Origin of the sequence: Methylobacterium sp. DB0501 (assembly GCF_011043735.1) — a bacterium.
Classification (GTDB): Bacteria; Pseudomonadota; Alphaproteobacteria; order Rhizobiales; family Beijerinckiaceae; genus Methylobacterium; species Methylobacterium alsaeris.
Map to the genome: position 1 here is coordinate 146,565 of NZ_JAAKGV010000014.1, position 15,002 is coordinate 161,566.

At 71.8% G+C, this 15,002-nt stretch carries 13 protein-coding genes; 7 read left to right on the forward strand and 6 right to left on the reverse strand.

What is annotated here, in order from left to right:
* Positions 1-8 precede the first annotated feature (8 nt).
* Together G4G93_RS20735 and G4G93_RS20740 are read left to right on the forward strand one after the other, a co-directional pair.
* Entirely contained in the window at positions 9-488 is a 480-nt protein-coding gene (locus G4G93_RS20735; RefSeq protein ID WP_165086783.1) for a (2Fe-2S)-binding protein, read from the forward strand.
* Entirely contained in the window at positions 485-2,674 is a 2,190-nt protein-coding gene (locus G4G93_RS20740; protein WP_312892163.1) for a molybdopterin cofactor-binding domain-containing protein, read from the forward strand. Before G4G93_RS20735 ends, G4G93_RS20740 begins: the two co-directional genes overlap by 4 nt.
* Positions 2,675-2,717: 43 nt before the next feature.
* Here G4G93_RS20740 and G4G93_RS20745 read toward each other — a convergent pair whose 3' ends face one another.
* From G4G93_RS20745 to G4G93_RS20755, 3 genes are all read right to left on the reverse strand, one after another.
* Entirely contained in the window at positions 2,718-4,361 is a 1,644-nt protein-coding gene (locus tag G4G93_RS20745; RefSeq protein ID WP_165086785.1) for a methyl-accepting chemotaxis protein, read from the reverse strand.
* Positions 4,362-5,179: 818 nt separating this feature from the next.
* Positions 5,180-5,404 (reverse strand): hypothetical protein, encoded by a 225-nt coding sequence (locus G4G93_RS20750; protein WP_165086786.1) that lies wholly within the window; start codon positions 5,402-5,404, stop codon positions 5,180-5,182.
* A gap of 170 nt (positions 5,405-5,574) precedes the next feature.
* Positions 5,575-5,877, reverse strand: a complete 303-nt coding sequence (locus tag G4G93_RS20755; protein ID WP_165086788.1) for a DUF6894 family protein — start codon at positions 5,875-5,877, stop codon at positions 5,575-5,577.
* A 340-nt stretch (positions 5,878-6,217) separates the two neighbouring features.
* Here G4G93_RS20755 and G4G93_RS20760 point away from each other — a divergent pair, with 340 nt between their 5' ends.
* Positions 6,218-6,517: a hypothetical protein gene (locus G4G93_RS20760; RefSeq protein WP_165086789.1), complete on the forward strand. Its 300-nt coding sequence runs from the start codon at positions 6,218-6,220 to the stop codon at positions 6,515-6,517.
* A gap of 36 nt (positions 6,518-6,553) precedes the next feature.
* Here the strand turns inward: G4G93_RS20760 and uraH are convergent, their stop codons facing one another.
* Positions 6,554-6,919 (reverse strand): hydroxyisourate hydrolase, encoded by a 366-nt coding sequence (gene uraH, locus G4G93_RS20765; RefSeq protein ID WP_206289914.1) that lies wholly within the window; start codon positions 6,917-6,919, stop codon positions 6,554-6,556.
* A gap of 128 nt (positions 6,920-7,047) precedes the next feature.
* Here uraH and G4G93_RS20770 point away from each other — a divergent pair, with 128 nt between their 5' ends.
* Positions 7,048-8,403 carry an 8-oxoguanine deaminase gene (locus G4G93_RS20770; RefSeq protein WP_165086791.1) on the forward strand — a complete coding sequence of 452 codons (1,356 nt, stop codon included), beginning with the start codon at positions 7,048-7,050 and terminating at the stop codon, positions 8,401-8,403.
* A gap of 110 nt (positions 8,404-8,513) precedes the next feature.
* Here the strand turns inward: G4G93_RS20770 and G4G93_RS20775 are convergent, their stop codons facing one another.
* A complete protein-coding gene (locus G4G93_RS20775; RefSeq protein WP_165086793.1) occupies positions 8,514-9,218 on the reverse strand; it encodes an aspartate/glutamate racemase family protein in 705 nt (234 codons plus the stop codon).
* 125 nt (positions 9,219-9,343) lie between these two features.
* The gene (locus G4G93_RS20780; protein WP_165086795.1) at positions 9,344-10,726 is read right to left on the reverse strand and encodes a M20/M25/M40 family metallo-hydrolase; all 1,383 of its coding nucleotides are present in this window, start codon (positions 10,724-10,726) and stop codon (positions 9,344-9,346) included.
* 438 nt (positions 10,727-11,164) lie between these two features.
* Between G4G93_RS20780 and G4G93_RS20785 the strand changes: the two genes are divergently transcribed.
* Genes G4G93_RS20785 through G4G93_RS20795 form a run of 3 tightly spaced genes read left to right on the forward strand, consistent with a single transcriptional unit; the run spans position 11,165 to position 14,943 of the window.
* Entirely contained in the window at positions 11,165-11,686 is a 522-nt protein-coding gene (locus tag G4G93_RS20785) for a (2Fe-2S)-binding protein (RefSeq protein WP_165086797.1), read from the forward strand.
* Complete coding sequence (locus G4G93_RS20790; RefSeq protein WP_165086798.1) at positions 11,683-12,696, forward strand: FAD binding domain-containing protein; 1,014 nt, start codon at positions 11,683-11,685, stop codon at positions 12,694-12,696. Before G4G93_RS20785 ends, G4G93_RS20790 begins: the two co-directional genes overlap by 4 nt.
* Before the next feature lie 9 nt (positions 12,697-12,705).
* Positions 12,706-14,943 carry a xanthine dehydrogenase family protein molybdopterin-binding subunit gene (locus G4G93_RS20795; protein ID WP_165086800.1) on the forward strand — a complete coding sequence of 746 codons (2,238 nt, stop codon included), beginning with the start codon at positions 12,706-12,708 and terminating at the stop codon, positions 14,941-14,943.
* Positions 14,944-15,002 lie beyond the last annotated feature (59 nt).

Consider the following 15,002-nt stretch of genomic DNA (forward strand, 5'->3'; position numbering starts at 1 on the left):
ATCCGCCGATGCCGAACCTGACGGTGAACGGCCGCACGCACGCCGTCGCGGCCGAACCCGAGACCCCGCTCCTATACGTGCTGCGCGACGAGCTCGGGCTCAACGGCGCCAAGTTCGGCTGCGGGCTCGGCCAGTGCGGCGCCTGCACGGTGGAGGTCGAGGGCCGGGCCGTCCTGTCCTGCCTCACTCCGGTCGGGGTGCTGGAGGGCCGGGCCGTCACCACCGTCGAGGGCCTGGGAAGCCCCGAGCATCCCGGCCCGCTCCAGGCCGCCTTCATCGCCGAGAACGCCGCACAATGCGGCTACTGCATCGCCGGCATGGTCATGCGGGCCCACGCCCTGCTGCGCGCGGTGCCGCATCCGAGCGAGGCGGAGATCCGCGACGCGCTGCGCTTCAACCTGTGCCGCTGCGGCACCCATATGCGGATCCTCGCCGCCGTGAAGCGCGCCGCCGGCGCCTCTTCCGCCGTCACGGGGGCATTGCGGTGACCGCGCTCACCCGCCGCACGCTGCTCGTCGGCGGCGCGCTCCTCGTCGGCATCGGCCCGCCCCGGCGGGCGCTGGCGGCCTCCCTGCCCGGCAGCCTCAAGGAGGCGCCGCGGATCGACGCCTGGATCCGCATCGGCGAGGACGGTGCCGTCACGGTGCTGACCGGCAAGGCGGAGCTCGGCCAGGGCATCAAGACGGCGCTGATCCAGGTCGCCGCAGAGGAACTCGGGCTCGCTCCGGCCTCCCTGCGCCTCGTCACCGCCGATACCGAGCTGACGCCGAACGAGGGCTACACCGCCGGCAGCCACTCGATGCAGGATTCGGCCACCGCGATCCGGCACGCGGCCGCCGCCTGCCGCGCCCTCCTCACCGCGGCCGCCGGACGCCGGCTCTCCCTGCCGCCCGAGAGCCTGACGGTGGCGGAGGGCGCGGTCGCCGCCCCCGACGGCCGCCGCCTCGCCTTCGGCGAAATCGCCGCCGGGATCGAGCTGGATGCGGACGTGCCGGCGGAGGGACGCCTGCGCGATCCGGCGACCTACACGGTCGTCGGCCGGCCGCTGCCCCGGGTCGACATCCCCGCCAAGGTCGCGGGCGGGGCGGCCTACATCCAGGACATCCGCGCACCCGGGATGGTGCACGCCCGGATCGTGCGGCCGCCCCGACCCGGCGCCCGGCTGGTCGGCGTCGAGGCCGAGGCGGTGGCGGCCAGGCCGGGAACGATCCGGGTCCACCGCGACGGGAGCTTCCTGGCGGTGCTGGCCGAGCGGGAATACGCCGCCGTCACGGCGATGCGGGCGCTCGCGCGGGTCGCCGTCTGGCAGGGCGGCACCCCGGTGCCGGAGCCCGACGCGCTGTTCGCCGACCTCGCCGGCCGGGCCGCCAAACGCAGCCTGATCCATGAGGCCGGGACCGGCACTCCGGCCCCTGCCGGGCGGCGGGTCGCCGCGCAGTATCGCCGCCGCTACCAGATGCACGGCTCGATCGGCCCGTCCTGCGCCGTGGCCGAGTTCGACGGCGACCGGCTCACCGTCTGGTCGCACGCGCAAGGCATGTTCCCGCTGCGCCAAGCCCTCGCCGAGCTGCTGGCCTTGCCCGAGGACCGGATCCGCTGCATCCACGTCGAGGGCTCGGGCTGCTACGGCCATAACGGCGCCGACGACGCGGCGGGGGACGCCGCGCTGCTGGCCCGTGCCCTGCCCGGCCGGCCGGTGCGGGTGCAATACACCCGCGAGCAGGAGCACCTGTGGGAGCCCTATGGCGGCGCCATGCTCACCGATGCGTCGGCGGTGCTCGGACCGGACGACCGCATCGCCGACTGGGACTACGCCGTGCGCAGCCCGACCCACCTGACCCGCCCGCCCGGCGCCGGCCAGCTGCTCTCGGCCCGGATGCTGGAAAAGCCCTTCCCGGCCCCGCCGCCCAAGGCCCTGCCGCAGCCGGAGGGCGGGGGCGACCGCAACGCCATCCCGCTCTACCGCCTCCCCCGGGCGCGGGTGGCGCACGACTTCGTCGCCGACATGCCGCTCCGGGTCTCGGCCCTGCGCAGCCTCGGCGCCTACATGAACGTGTTCTCGATCGAGAGCTTCTTCGACGAGCTGGCGGAGGAAGCGGGCGCCGATCCGGTCGCGTTCCGGCTCGCGCATCTCGACGACCCGCGGGCCCGGGCCGTGATCGAGGCCGCCGCCTCCCGCTTCGGCTGGGGCACGGCCCTGCCTCGGGGCCGGGGCGCCGGCTTCGCCTTCGCCCGCTACAAGAACCTCGCGGCCTATTGCGCGCTCGCCGTCGAGGTCGCGGTCGAGCGCGAGAGCGGCCGGGTCCGGCTGGTGCGGGCGCAAGCGGCGGTCGATGCCGGAGAGGTGGTCAACCCGCACGGCATCCGCGACCAGATCGAGGGCGGGATCATCCAGGCGATGAGCTGGAGCCTGTTCGAGGCGGTGGGCCACGACGCCGAGGGCCCGACGAGCCGCGACTGGAGCACCTACCCGATCGCCCGCTTCCCCGACGTGCCGGACCGGCTCGACGTCCACCTGATCGACCGGCCCGGCCAGCCCTTCCTCGGCGCTGGCGAGGTCGCCCAGGGCCCGACCGCGGCGGCGCTCGCCAACGCGATCCGGCGGGCGGCGGGCGTGCGGCTGCGCGAGCTGCCGATGCGGCCGGAGCTGGTGAAGGCCGCGATCGGGGTCTGATCCCCCATCGCCGCCGCTCTCCCGTCGGGCCGCCACCTGCTCGTCAGGCCGCCATCTGCCGTAGGAAGCGCTCGACCTCGGCGTCGAGCCGCCCGGTGAGGCCGCCGACCTCGCGGGCGGCGGCATCGACGATCCCGGCGGCATCGGCCGTGGAGCGGGCCGCTGCCAGCACCGTGTCGAAGTCCGTCGCCATGGCGCGGGAGGCCTCCGCCGCCCCGCCGGCGCTGCGGGAGATCTCCTGCGTCGCTCCGCCCTGTTGGGCCACCGCGGAGGCGATGTCGGCGGTGGTCTCGTCGATGTGCTGCATGCGGGTGCGAATGCGCGCCAGGGTGCCGGCGGTCTCGCTCGTCGCCGCGCGCAGGCCGTCGACCTGGCGGGTGATCTGCTCGGTCGCCTTCGCGGTCTGGCCGGCCAGCGCCTTCACCTCCGCCGCCACCACCGCGAAGCCGCGGCCGGCGGCGCCCGCGCGGGCGGCCTCGATCGTGGCGTTGAGCGCCAGCAGGTTGGTCTGGGCGGCGATCGCGTCGATCAGCGCCACCACGTCGCCGATCTGCGCCGAGGCACGGACCAGTTCGCCGACCCGCCCGTCCGCCGCCTCGGCCTCGGCGCGAGCCGCGGCGGTGCTGTCCTGCGCCCGGGCGACCTGGCCGGTGATCTCCGCCACCGAGGCCGACAGCTCCTCGGCGGCGCCCGCGACGGTGGCGACGTTGCCGGCGGCGGCCTCGGACCGGGCCGAGGCCGCGGTGATCGCGCCCTCGGCGGCACGCGCCTGCCCGGTCATCGCCCCGGCCCGCTCGGTCAGATCCGCCACGCGGCCCCCGAGGGCGGCCGCGAGCGACGCCATCTCGCCCCGGAAGCCGGCCACCACGGCATCGCGCGCGACCCGCCGCCGCTCTGCCGCCTCGCTCCCGTAGCGGCCCTCCGCCTCGAGGGTGCGGGCGCGCCGGCTCGTCTCGCGCAAGGATTCGAGGGCCTTCGCGACGGCCCCGATCTCGTCGCCGCGCCCGGCATGGCGGATCGGGGCGTCGAGGTCGCCGGCGGCGAGGCTCGAGACCCGGGCCGCGATGTCGACCAGGGGCCGCACCAGGCGCCGCGCGACCAGCGCCGTCACCAGGCAGGCGAGGAGCGCGATCGCGCCCGCCGCCAGGGTGACGGCGCGCATCGCCGACGCGTAGGTGGCGTAGGATTTCTCGATCGGCACGCCGACATACAGGATGCCGTTGACGCGCCCGGCACCGTCGCGGGTCGGCTGGTACACCGTCTGGAAGCGTTGGCCGAACAGCGTCACCTCGCCCCGGAACGCCTCGCCACGGCGCATGGCCCCTTGCGCCGGGCTGTCGGGCGCCAGCACCGTGCCGACCGCGCGCTCGCCGTTCTCCTTGCGTACCGTCGTCACCCGCCGGACGAAGGCGTCCCGCGCCGGATCGTAGGCGAAGACCGTGGCGTTGCCGCCGACATAGGCGACGGAATCGTCCACCACCGTGCCGTCGGAGAAATCCGTCAGGGCGGGCGCAGCGACCGCCGTCACCCGACCGTTCTCGACCATCGACGTCGCGCCGGGGACCCGGCCGGCGAAGACCAGGGCGAGACTGCGCCCGTATTGCTGGGCACGCTCCTGATCCTGTCGCTGCAGATCGCCCCAGATCTGCCGCGACGCGGTCGCCCACATCGCGGCTGTCGTCGTCACGATCGCACACGCAACGATGGCGACGACCTTCGCCGTCATACTGACGCCGTATCTCATGTCCGTTCCCCTGGCTGAGGTGACGATTACACGAGAAACATTGACGTTCTGTATCGCGACATTATCCCGATCGGCTCATCGACGATACCGTGACCGAACCGGCATCAAGGAGCCAAGTCACGGATTTGTTTGAGCGATCGCCAACCTGTTGCAGTGCAGCAGCGAAATAAAGAAATTTTTCCTAAAATGACTTTACGTCGAACATCTTGGCCGACGGCATCCCCGGGTCTTCCATCCCGCACCCGGACGACCGTCCGACGGCGCACGCCTGACAGACCTGGCGCGGCAAGCGACGACAGTGGGAGGCGGCGAGGAACGGCGTCGAACTCTCATCCCCGCGCCTGGACGTCGGGCCCGTCGACCGGGCGTGAGCGGAGCGGGCGATCCCGAGGCCGGCTCCTCGCGTGAGCCGGGCGAACCCGCCCTCTCCTCGCCATGCCGGGGCCGCGCGGCGGCACCCGAGCCCATGGCTGCTGAGGATGCCGGAGGCCATGGAAGGCGCGCGCTGCACCGTCGGCGGTCCGGCGTTCTCGCCGTCCGCAAGACACGGAATCAGGCGGAGCGGCATCTGTCCGCATGCCGGTCGACCGATTCGGTCGTCGGAGCCGGTTCGGCGGGACGACCGCGGCATCGACAACCGCGCGTCGGTCCGGGCGCCGCTTCGCGGCCCCGGACCGACGATGGAGATTGTCGGCTCTGTCGATCGTGTCGAACAGGCCCTCAGTCTTCGTGATCCGCGCGCCTGCGGCGCGCGAAAACCTTCAGGCCTTCTTCCTTGCCCGTGCCTTCGGAGCGGGTTTGGGCGCCGCCACAGCCTCGGCTTCGCGGGCGAGGCGCAGGGCCTTGAGGCGCGCCGTGTTGTCGTCCCGGTTCCGCTCTGCGCTGGCCAGGTCCGACCAAGCCTGCGCCGCCATCTCGGCCTGCATCTGGGCCCGCGCCGCGCGGGTCTCGGCCTGTCCGCGCGCGGTGCTGTCTTGGGTCGCCATGACGTCATCCCTCTTGCGAGGCGCGGGCGGGCCGCGGCCTCGGAGGGCACCTGGCCGAACGGACCGCCGAGTGCGGTCCGCCGCCGGCGCCAAGCGCTTATGTAGGGCGCGGCGGAGATTTGTCATGCACTCACATGTGACGACCGCCCGATCGGGGCGGAGCCCCCGCCTCAATGGACGTTCGGGCCGCCGTGCCGGGGCTCCTGAAGCGGGGATTCCTGAAGCGGGGATTCTTGCGGCGCATCCCCGGCCAGGGCCTCGGCGAAGGGAAATTCCAGCACCACCTCGCCGGCCTCGTCGGTCACCACCAGGCTCGCGGCGAGCAGACGGTCCTGGTTCTTCGGGTCGTCCATCATCGCGCGGATGATCGCGCGCGAGGCCTCCCAGGCGTGATCGGGATCGCGCATCTCCTCGCCGTTCAGGTCGGTGATGACGTCCTCGCCGATATGAGTGTTGAAGAAGTATCGGGGCATGGGCAGTCCTTCCGGCCGAATAATCGCTCTACCTGCCCTGTTCGTTGCTCCAATTCCAGTCCCCACATCGGGGGTTACAGTGCCGACTCCACCGTGTGCACTGGACCGGAACGCGAGATCGACGGGTTCCGCCGTCGGTCGATGCGAGACGCCCGGAGGCGCCGGCGGACCGCCCCGCCTCCTCCCAAAGAGAGTGACGGCGGGGGCGGTCCGCCGGCGATAGACCTATTGCGCCGGCCCCGGATTTCGGGCTTCCTTGCAGGCGGGGAATCCGGCGAAACGCTAGGTCATCGCATACCGGCGTCGCGCGGGCTCCCGCATGGGAGCCTCGAGACGTCCGATGTTCTGGCGCATCGTCAACTGGAGCCGCAGGCCCGATCCACCCGCGCTCATCGGCGGCTTCGACCCGGTCTATTACCTCGGCAAGAACCCGGACGTTGCGGCGGAGGGGTGCGATCCTCTCGACCACTACCTGTATTTCGGCTGGCGCGAGGGCCGGGACCCGTCGGCCGAGTTCAGCACGAGCGGCTATCTCTCGGCCAATCCGGACGTGGCCCGCGCGGGGGTGAACCCGCTGCTCCACTACCGGGAGCACGGCCTGGCCGAGCGCCGGCGCGGCTGGCAGAAGCCGGGTGCCTGACGGAGAGACGGGCGCACGATCGAGAGTCGGTCGCTCTCAGCTGCCCCGGTAGGTGCTGTAGGAATAGGGGGCGATCAGCAGCGGCACGTGGTAATGGTCGAGCCCCGGCCGCACCACGAACCGCACCGGAACCTCGTCGAGGAAATCGCCGGCCCCTGCGTCGCCCGCGCCCGCGAAATAGGCCCCGACCGCGAAGACCAGCTCGTAGATGCCGGGCCGCAGCGCCTCGCCGGCGAGCAGCGGTGCGTCGCAGCGCCCGTCCGCGTTGGTGCGGGTGCGGGCGACCTCCTCCCGCGCACCGTCAGCCAGGCGCCAGAGCTGCAGGGCCACTCCGGCCGCCGGACGGCCATGGGCGGTGTCGAGCACGTGGGTGGTCAGGCGCGGCAGGCTCTGGCTCGACATGGTCGGGTCTCCGGTCTGGGATGTCCGGGGTGCCCGAGGGTTGCCGCCCGGTCAAGCGCGGCTTGACCCGCCCCGGCCGGCCCACGCAGCATGGCGCCTCCCTCGGCCCGTCCCCACCGGAACCCCGCATGGCCACGCTTCTCCTGCGCAACGCCGACCGCGTCGTCACCATGGACGGGACCCGGCGCGAGATCGCGGGCGGCTTCGTGCTCGCCGAGGGCAACCGCATCGTCGCGGTCGGCGGGCCGGAGGCGGAGCCGGAGACCGCCGACACGGTGATCGATCTCGCCGGCCACGTGCTGCTGCCCGGCCTGATCAACACCCATCACCACATGTACCAGTCGCTGACCCGCGCCGTGCCGGCGGCGCAGGATGCGGACCTGTTCGGCTGGCTGAAGGCGCTCTATCCGATCTGGGCGCGGCTGACGCCCGAGATGGTGCGGGTCTCCACGAAGGTCGCGATGGCCGAGCTGATGCTGTCGGGCTGCACCACGTCGAGCGATCACCTCTATCTCTATCCCAACGGGTGCCGACTCGACGACAGCATCGAGGCCGCCGACGAGATCGGCCTGCGGTTCCACGCCGCCCGCGGGGCGATGAGCGTCGGCGAGAGCGCCGGCGGCCTGCCGCCCGATGCGCTGGTGGAGGACGAGGCCGCGATCCTCGCCGATACGCGCCGGCTGATCGAGACCTGGCACGACCCGGCTCCCCTGGCGATGCGCCGGATCGTGGTGGCGCCGTGCTCGCCCTTCTCGGTCAGCCCGGGGCTGATGCGGGACTCGGCCGCCCTCGCCCGTTCCTACGGCGTGTCGCTGCACACCCATCTCGCCGAGAACCGGGACGACGTCGCCTATAGCCGCGCGCGCTTCGGGATGAGCCCGGCCGAGTACGCCGCCGATCTCGGCTGGGTCGGCCCGGACGTCTGGCACGCCCACTGCGTCGAACTCGACGAGGCCGGCATCCGGCTCTTTTCCCGCACCGGCACCGGGGTCGCGCATTGCCCGTGCTCGAACATGCGGCTCGCCTCCGGCATCGCCCCGGTGCCGCGGATGCGCTGCGAAGGCGTGCCGGTCGGCCTCGGCGTCGACGGCTCGGCCTCGAACGATGCCGGCCACCTGCTGGGCGAGGCCCGCCAGGCGATGCTGCTCGCCCGCGTCGGCCACGGCCCGGCCGCGATGACCGCCCGCGAGGCCCTGGAGATCGCGACGATCGGCGGCGCCCGGGTGCTCGGGCGCGACGACATCGGAGCGCTGAAGCCGGGGATGGCCGCCGATTGTGTCGCCTTCGACCTGCGAGGCCTCGCCACGGCCGGCGCCCTGCACGATCCGGTCGCGGCCCTGGTGTTCTGCGCGCCGCCGGCCGTGGCGCTGAGCGTCGTCAACGGGCGGATCGTGGTGCAGGAAGGGCGCTTGCTGACGGTGGAGACCACCGCATTGACGGAGCGGCACAACGCGCTCAGCCGGCAGATCGTCAATGCGGACTAAGCAGATTTCGCAAGAGTGGTCACCGGTTTTGCGAAAAAATCTGCGACGAAACAATGACCTGAGCCGACGAAGCGTTGGCCTGCCAACGCAAGTCCGCTTAGCCGCCTGGCTCAGAGGTCCGCCAGCGCCCAGTCCACCGCCGCCGCGGCATGGAGCGCCGTGGTGTCGAAGAGCGGCACCGCGCTGTCCTCAGGTCCCACCAGCAGCATGATCTCGGTGCAGCCCAGGATGATCGCCTCGGCGCCCCGCGCGACCAGCCGGGCCATGACCGCCCGGTAGGCCTCGCGCGAGGAGGGCTCGGCCCGGCCCCGGACCAGCTCCTCGTAGATTGCCCGGTGCACCACCGCCCGGTCGTCGGCGCCGGGCACCAGCACGTCGAGGCCATGGCGCGACGCGAGGCGGCCCTTGTAGAAGTCCTGCTCCATGGTGAAGGCCGTGCCGATGAGGCCGACCCGGGACAGGCCCGCGGCGCGGATCCGCTCCGCCGTCGGATCGGCGATGTGCAGCAAGGGCAGGCCGATCGCCGCCTGCACCTGATCGGCCATGCGGTGCATGGTGTTGGTGCAGATCACGACGAAATCCGCCCCGCCCCGCTCCAGCCGTCGGGCGGCGCCGACCAGCTCGGCCGTCGCCTCGTCCCAGCGCCCGGCATGCTGCAGGGCCTCGATCTCGCCGAAATCGAACGACCACATCAGGCAGCGCGCCGAGCGCAAGCCGCCGAGGCGGGCGCGAACCGTCTCGTTGATGATGCGGTAATACTCGGCCGAGCTCTCCCAGCTCATCCCGCCGATCAGGCCGATGACTTTCTGCGGCATTCCGGGCTGCCCTGCTCGCGGAGACCCCCTCCGTCGTCGTCCCGGGTTCTCAGCCACGGCGAGCCTCGGGACGACCCTGTGAGGTGGCGGTGGAAGGGGCCGACGAACGCAGCCCCGATGCCCCTTTACTTCGCCAGCGCCGCCAGGATCCTGGCCCAGCTGCGCGTGCCCTTGTGGAAGCTCTGCAGGTCGTACTTCTCGTTCGGCGAGTGGACCCGGTCGTCGTCGAGGCCGAAGCCGACGAGCAGGGTGTCGAGGCCGAGCGTGCGCTTGAAGTCGCCGACGATCGGAATTGAGCCACCCGACCCGATGGTGACGGGGGCCCGGCCCCATTCCTCGGCGAGCGCCTGCTTGGCGGCCTCCAGGGCCGGCATGCCGTGCGGCAGCGCCAGCGCCCGCGAGCCCTTGTGGGTGACGATCTCGGCCGAGCAATCGGCCGGGATGCGCTCCTGGACGAAGGCGCGGAAGTTGCGGTCGAGCGCCTCGGGATCCTGGTCGCCGACGAGGCGGAACGAGATCTTGGCGCTGGCCTCCGCGGCGATCACCGTCTTGGTGCCCTCGCCGGTATAGCCGCCGATGATGCCGTTGACGTCGCAGGTCGGGCGGGACTGGATCTGCTCGATCAGCATCCGGTCGCGTTCGCCGGCCGGCTGGTGCAGGCCGACCGTGCCGAGGAAGCTCTCGGGCGTCAGGTCGAGGCTCCGCCACTGCTCCAGCACCTCCGGCGGCGTCTCGTGCACGCCGTCATAGAAGCCCGGCACCGTCACCCGGCCCTGGTCGTCGTGCAGGTCGGCGATGATGCGCGAGAGCACCCGGATCGGGTTGGCGGCGGCGCCCCCGAACAGGCCCGAATGCAGGTCGCGGTCGGCGCACCGCACCGTGACCTCGAAATAGGCCAGGCCCCGCAGGGAGGAGGTGATGGCCGGGGTGTCGCGGTCCCACATCCCGGTATCGCAGACCAGGGCCACGTCGGCCTTCAGCTCCTCGCGGTTCGCCGCGACCCATTCGGGCAGGAACTTCGAGCCGTCCTCCTCGGCGCCCTCGACCAGGATGGTGACGCCGACCGGCAGCTCGCCGTCGATCGCCTTGAAGGCGCGGCAGGCCTCGACGAAGGTCATGACCTGACCCTTGTCGTCGCAGGCGCCGCGCGCGCTGATGACCTTGCGGCCATCGGCCAAGGTCGCCATGCGCGGCTCGAAGGGCGGCGTCTCCCACAGCTCCATCGGATCGACCGGCTGCACGTCGTAGTGGCCGTAGAACAGGACGTGGGGGGCGCCGGGCTTGCGATAATGGGCGAGCACGACCGGGTGGCCGCCGGTCTCGCGCAACGACGCCTCGAAGCCCATGGCGGACAGATCGCCCTTGAGCCACTCCGCCGCGTTCCGGCACTCCGCCGCGTAGGCCGGATCGGTCGAGATCGATTGGATGCGCAGGAAGGCGAACAGCCGCTCCAGGGAATTGTCGAGATCGCGGTCGATGTCGTTGAGGATCCGGTCGGGCGCGGCCATGCGGGGGTCTCCGGGTACGGGGCGAAGCGGGCGCGGGGACGGGTCTCCGCCCGCGGTGATGCATCACTAGAGCACCGCCCGATCGCTTTGCAATCGGGCGGTGCTCTAGGTGTTTGATTTTGCCGCATTTTCTGAGACGAGCCGGTTTCCGATTCGTCGGAAAACGCTCGAGCGCAGCGGGCCGGCCTCCAGAAGCGGCGACGGACGGGCGGCGGGCGGCTTCGGGCGCATGGCGGGCGGGACGCTCACCCGGAGGCACGCCCTCGCGGAGGGGAGAGGGTTCCGCGCCGGGTGCCTGCCCTGCGACCGCACGCCCCGATACTCCCTTGGGGAACGCCCGCACCCTGGAACAGTTATGGGGTATGCCGCCCGGATCGAGGGCCGCGCCCTCTCTCGGCGCGCCCCGAGTCCGGGCCACTCACGATCGATGGCAGGCCCATGCTCAGCGACAGCGGCTCCTCCGCCCCACCGGACGCGATTCCGGTCACCCTGACGATCAACGGGCAGGAGCGCCGGCTCCGGGTCGCGCCCTGGACCACCCTCCTCGATCTGCTGCGCGAGGAACTCGACCTCACCGGCACCAAGAAGGGCTGCGACCACGGCCAGTGCGGCGCCTGCACGGTGATCGTCGACGGCAAGCGGATCAATTCCTGCCTCGCCCTCGCGGTGCAGAAGGACGGCGCGAGCGTCACCACCATCGAGGGCCTGTCCTCGGGCGCTCTCCACCCGGTCCAGGCCGCGTTCCTGGAGCACGACGCCTTCCAGTGCGGCTACTGCACGCCGGGCCAGATCATGTCCGCGGTGGCGCTGATCGAGGAGGGCCGCGCCCGCTCGCGCGAGGAGATCCGCGAGCACATGAGCGGCAACATCTGCCGCTGCGGCGCCTATGCCAACATCGTCGACGCCGTCGAGGACGTGCTGAAGACCAAATCGTCCTCGTTCCGGGAGGCCGCGGAATGAACCGGTTCGAGTATACCCGCGCCGGCACCGTGCAGGAGGCCGTGCAGGCCCTCGCGGCCGATCCGGCGGCGCGCTTCATCGCCGGGGGCACCAACCTCGTCGACCTGATGAAGTACAACGTCGAGCGGCCCGGCCGTCTCGTCGACATCACCCGGCTGCCGCTCGACGAGATCGTCCAGCACGAGGGGGGCCTGCGCCTCGGCGCCTTGGTGCCGAACGCCACCGTCGCCGGCGACCCGCTGGTCAACGAGCGCTATCCCCTGCTCGCGAGCGCGCTGCTCGCCGGCGCCTCGCCGCAGCTGCGCAACGCCGCCACCACCGGCGGCAACCTGCTCCAGCGCACCCGCTGCTACTATTTCTACGACGAGGGCACGCCCTGCAACAAGCGGCAGCCAGGCAGCGGCTGCCCGGCGATGACCGGGGTCAACCGGATCCACGCGATCCTCGGCGCCTCGGATACGTGCATCGCCACCCACCCGTCGGACATGTGCGTGGCGCTGGCGGCGTTGGAGGCCACCGTCCAGGTCGAGGGTCCGAACGGGCGGCGCGCGATTCCCTTCGCGGAATTCCACCGCCTGCCCGGCGACGAGCCGCAACGCGACACCACGCTCCGGCGCGGCGAGATCGTGCTGTCGGTCGACCTGCCGGATGAGGATTTCTCGAAGCACTACACCTACCTGAAGCTGCGCGACCGGCTGTCCTACGCCTTCGCGCTGGTCTCGGTCGCCGCCGCCCTGGAGATGGACGGCGACACGATCCGCAAGGCCCGCCTGGCGCTGGGCGGCGTCGCCCACAAGCCCTGGCGCAACGCCGAAGCCGAGGCCCTCCTGCAGGGCAAGCGCGCCACGCGCGAGACCTTCCGCGAGGCCGCGGACGTGATCCTGGCCGAGGCCCGGCCCTACGCCCACAACGCCTTCAAGGTCGAGCTGGCGCGGCGCGCCATCGTGCGGGGCTTGAGTCAAGCCGCCGCCGGCACGCCGCAATCCCAGACCGACAAGCGCATCGCCTGAGGTAACACCATGGCCACTCCCTCCCGCTACGTCGGCACGGCCCAGAGCCGGCAAGACGGCCCCGCCAAGGTCACGGGCGCCGCGAAGTACGCCGCCGAGTTCACCGCCCCCGACCTCGCCCACGGCGTCGTGGTGTCGAGCGCCATCGCCAAGGGCCGCATCACGGCGATCGACACGAAGGCCGCCGAGGCGGTGCCCGGCGTGATCAAGGTGCTCACCCACGAGAACAAGCCGCGCACCGCTTGGCTCGACTACAATTACCGCGACCAGGTCGCGCCCCCCGGCTCGCCGTTCCGGGCGCTCAACGGGCCGGAGATCGTCTATGGCGGCCAGCCGGTGGCGCTCGTGGTGGCCGAGAGCTTCGAGCTGGCCCGCTATGGCGCCAGCCTCGTCCGGGTGACCTACGAGGAGGAGGTGCCGAACACCGACCTCGAGAAGAATCGCGACGCCGCCTACGTGCCGCCGAAGAAGCGCTCCGGCATCAAGCCGCCGCCGGACCCCCGCGGCGATGCGGCGGGCGCCTTCGACAAGGCGCCGATCCAGCTGCGGCAGGAATACAAGCAGGCGATCGAGCACCACAACCCGATGGAGCCGCACGCCTCGACCGTGGTCTACGAGGGCGACGGCAAGCTCACCATCCACGACAAGATCCAGGGCGTGAACAACACGCAAGGATACGTCTGCGGCGTGTTCAACCTGAAGCCCGACGACGTGCGGGTGATCACGCCCTACGTCGGCGGCGGGTTCGGCTCGGGGCTGCGGCCGCAATATCAGCTCTATCTGGCGGTCGCGGCCGCCCTCGACCTCAAGCGCTCGGTCCGCGTGGTGCTGACCCGGGACCAGATGTTCACTTTCGGCTACCGGCCGGAGACCTTACAGACCGTGGCGCTCGGCGCCGACAAGGACGGGCGGTTGCAGGCCCTGACCCACGACGCGGTCGCCGGCACCTCGACCTTCGAGGATTACCAGGAGGCCGTCGTCAACTGGTCGGGCCTGCTCTATCACTGCCCGAACGTCACGCTCGACTACAAGCTCGCCAAGATCGACACCTACACCCCGTCCGACATGCGGGCGCCCGGCGCCGTCACGGGCATCTTCGCCCTCGAATCGGCGATGGACGAGCTGGCCTACGCCACGGGCGTCGATCCGCTGGAACTGCGGCTTCGCAATTACGCCGAGCGCGACGAGGGCGAGGGCAAGGACTTCACGTCGAAGGCGCTCCGGGCCGCCTACGAGCAGGGCGCGGCCCGGTTCGGCTGGTCGAAGCGCAAGGCGGAGCCGCGCACGATGCGCGACGGGCGCGAGCTCGTCGGCTGGGGCATGGCGACCGGCGTGTGGGAGGCCATGATGATGCCGTCGAGCGCGAGCGCCACGCTCACGCCCGACGGCACGCTCGAACTCGCCTGCTCGACCGCGGATCTCGGCACCGGCACCTACACCATCCTCGCCCAGATCGGCGCCGACGCGCTGGGTCTCGACCTGGACAAGGTGACGACCCGGCTCGGCGACACCGCCCTCCCCGAGGCGCCGCTCGCCGGCGGCTCCTGGACCGCGGCCTCCTCGGGCGCCGCCGTGCAGGCGGCTTGCCGGACGGTGGCCGAAAAGCTGTTCGGCTACGCCCGCGGCATGGCGGACTCGCCGCTGGCGAACGCCGATTTCGCCCACGTCACCTTCGCCGACGGCGCGATCCGGCTGCAGAGCGACCCATCGCGAAAGGTGGGAATCGCCGAGGCGATGCGGGCCGGCGGCGTCGAGACGGTGGAGGCGACCGAGAAGGTCAAGCCGAGCATGCTCACCAACATGCGCTTCTCGGCCTATACCCACTCGGCGGTCTTCGCCGAGGTGAAGGTCGACGAGGAACTCGGCGTGGTCCGGGTGACCCGGGTGGTGAGCGCCATCGCGGCCGGCAAGATCCTCAACCTCAAGACCGCCCGCAGCCAGATCCTCGGCGGAGTGGTGATGGGGATCGGCGCCGCCCTCGAGGAGGAGTCGATGCTCGACCACAACCTCGGCCGGATCATGAACCACAATCTCGGCGAGTACCACGTGCCGGTGAACGCCGACATCCACGACATCGAGGTGATCTTCGTCGACGAGCACGACGACAAGGTCAGCCCCCTCGGGGTCAAGGGACTGGGCGAGATCGGCATCGTGGGTGCCGCCGCCGCGGTGGCGAACGCGGTGTTCCACGCCACCGGCAAGCGGGTGCGCGAGCTGCCGATCACCATCGACAAGATCCTCGGCTGACCCATCTGACGGGGTCAGGGGAACCAGGGGCGGGGCCTTCGCGGGCCTCGCCCCTTGGC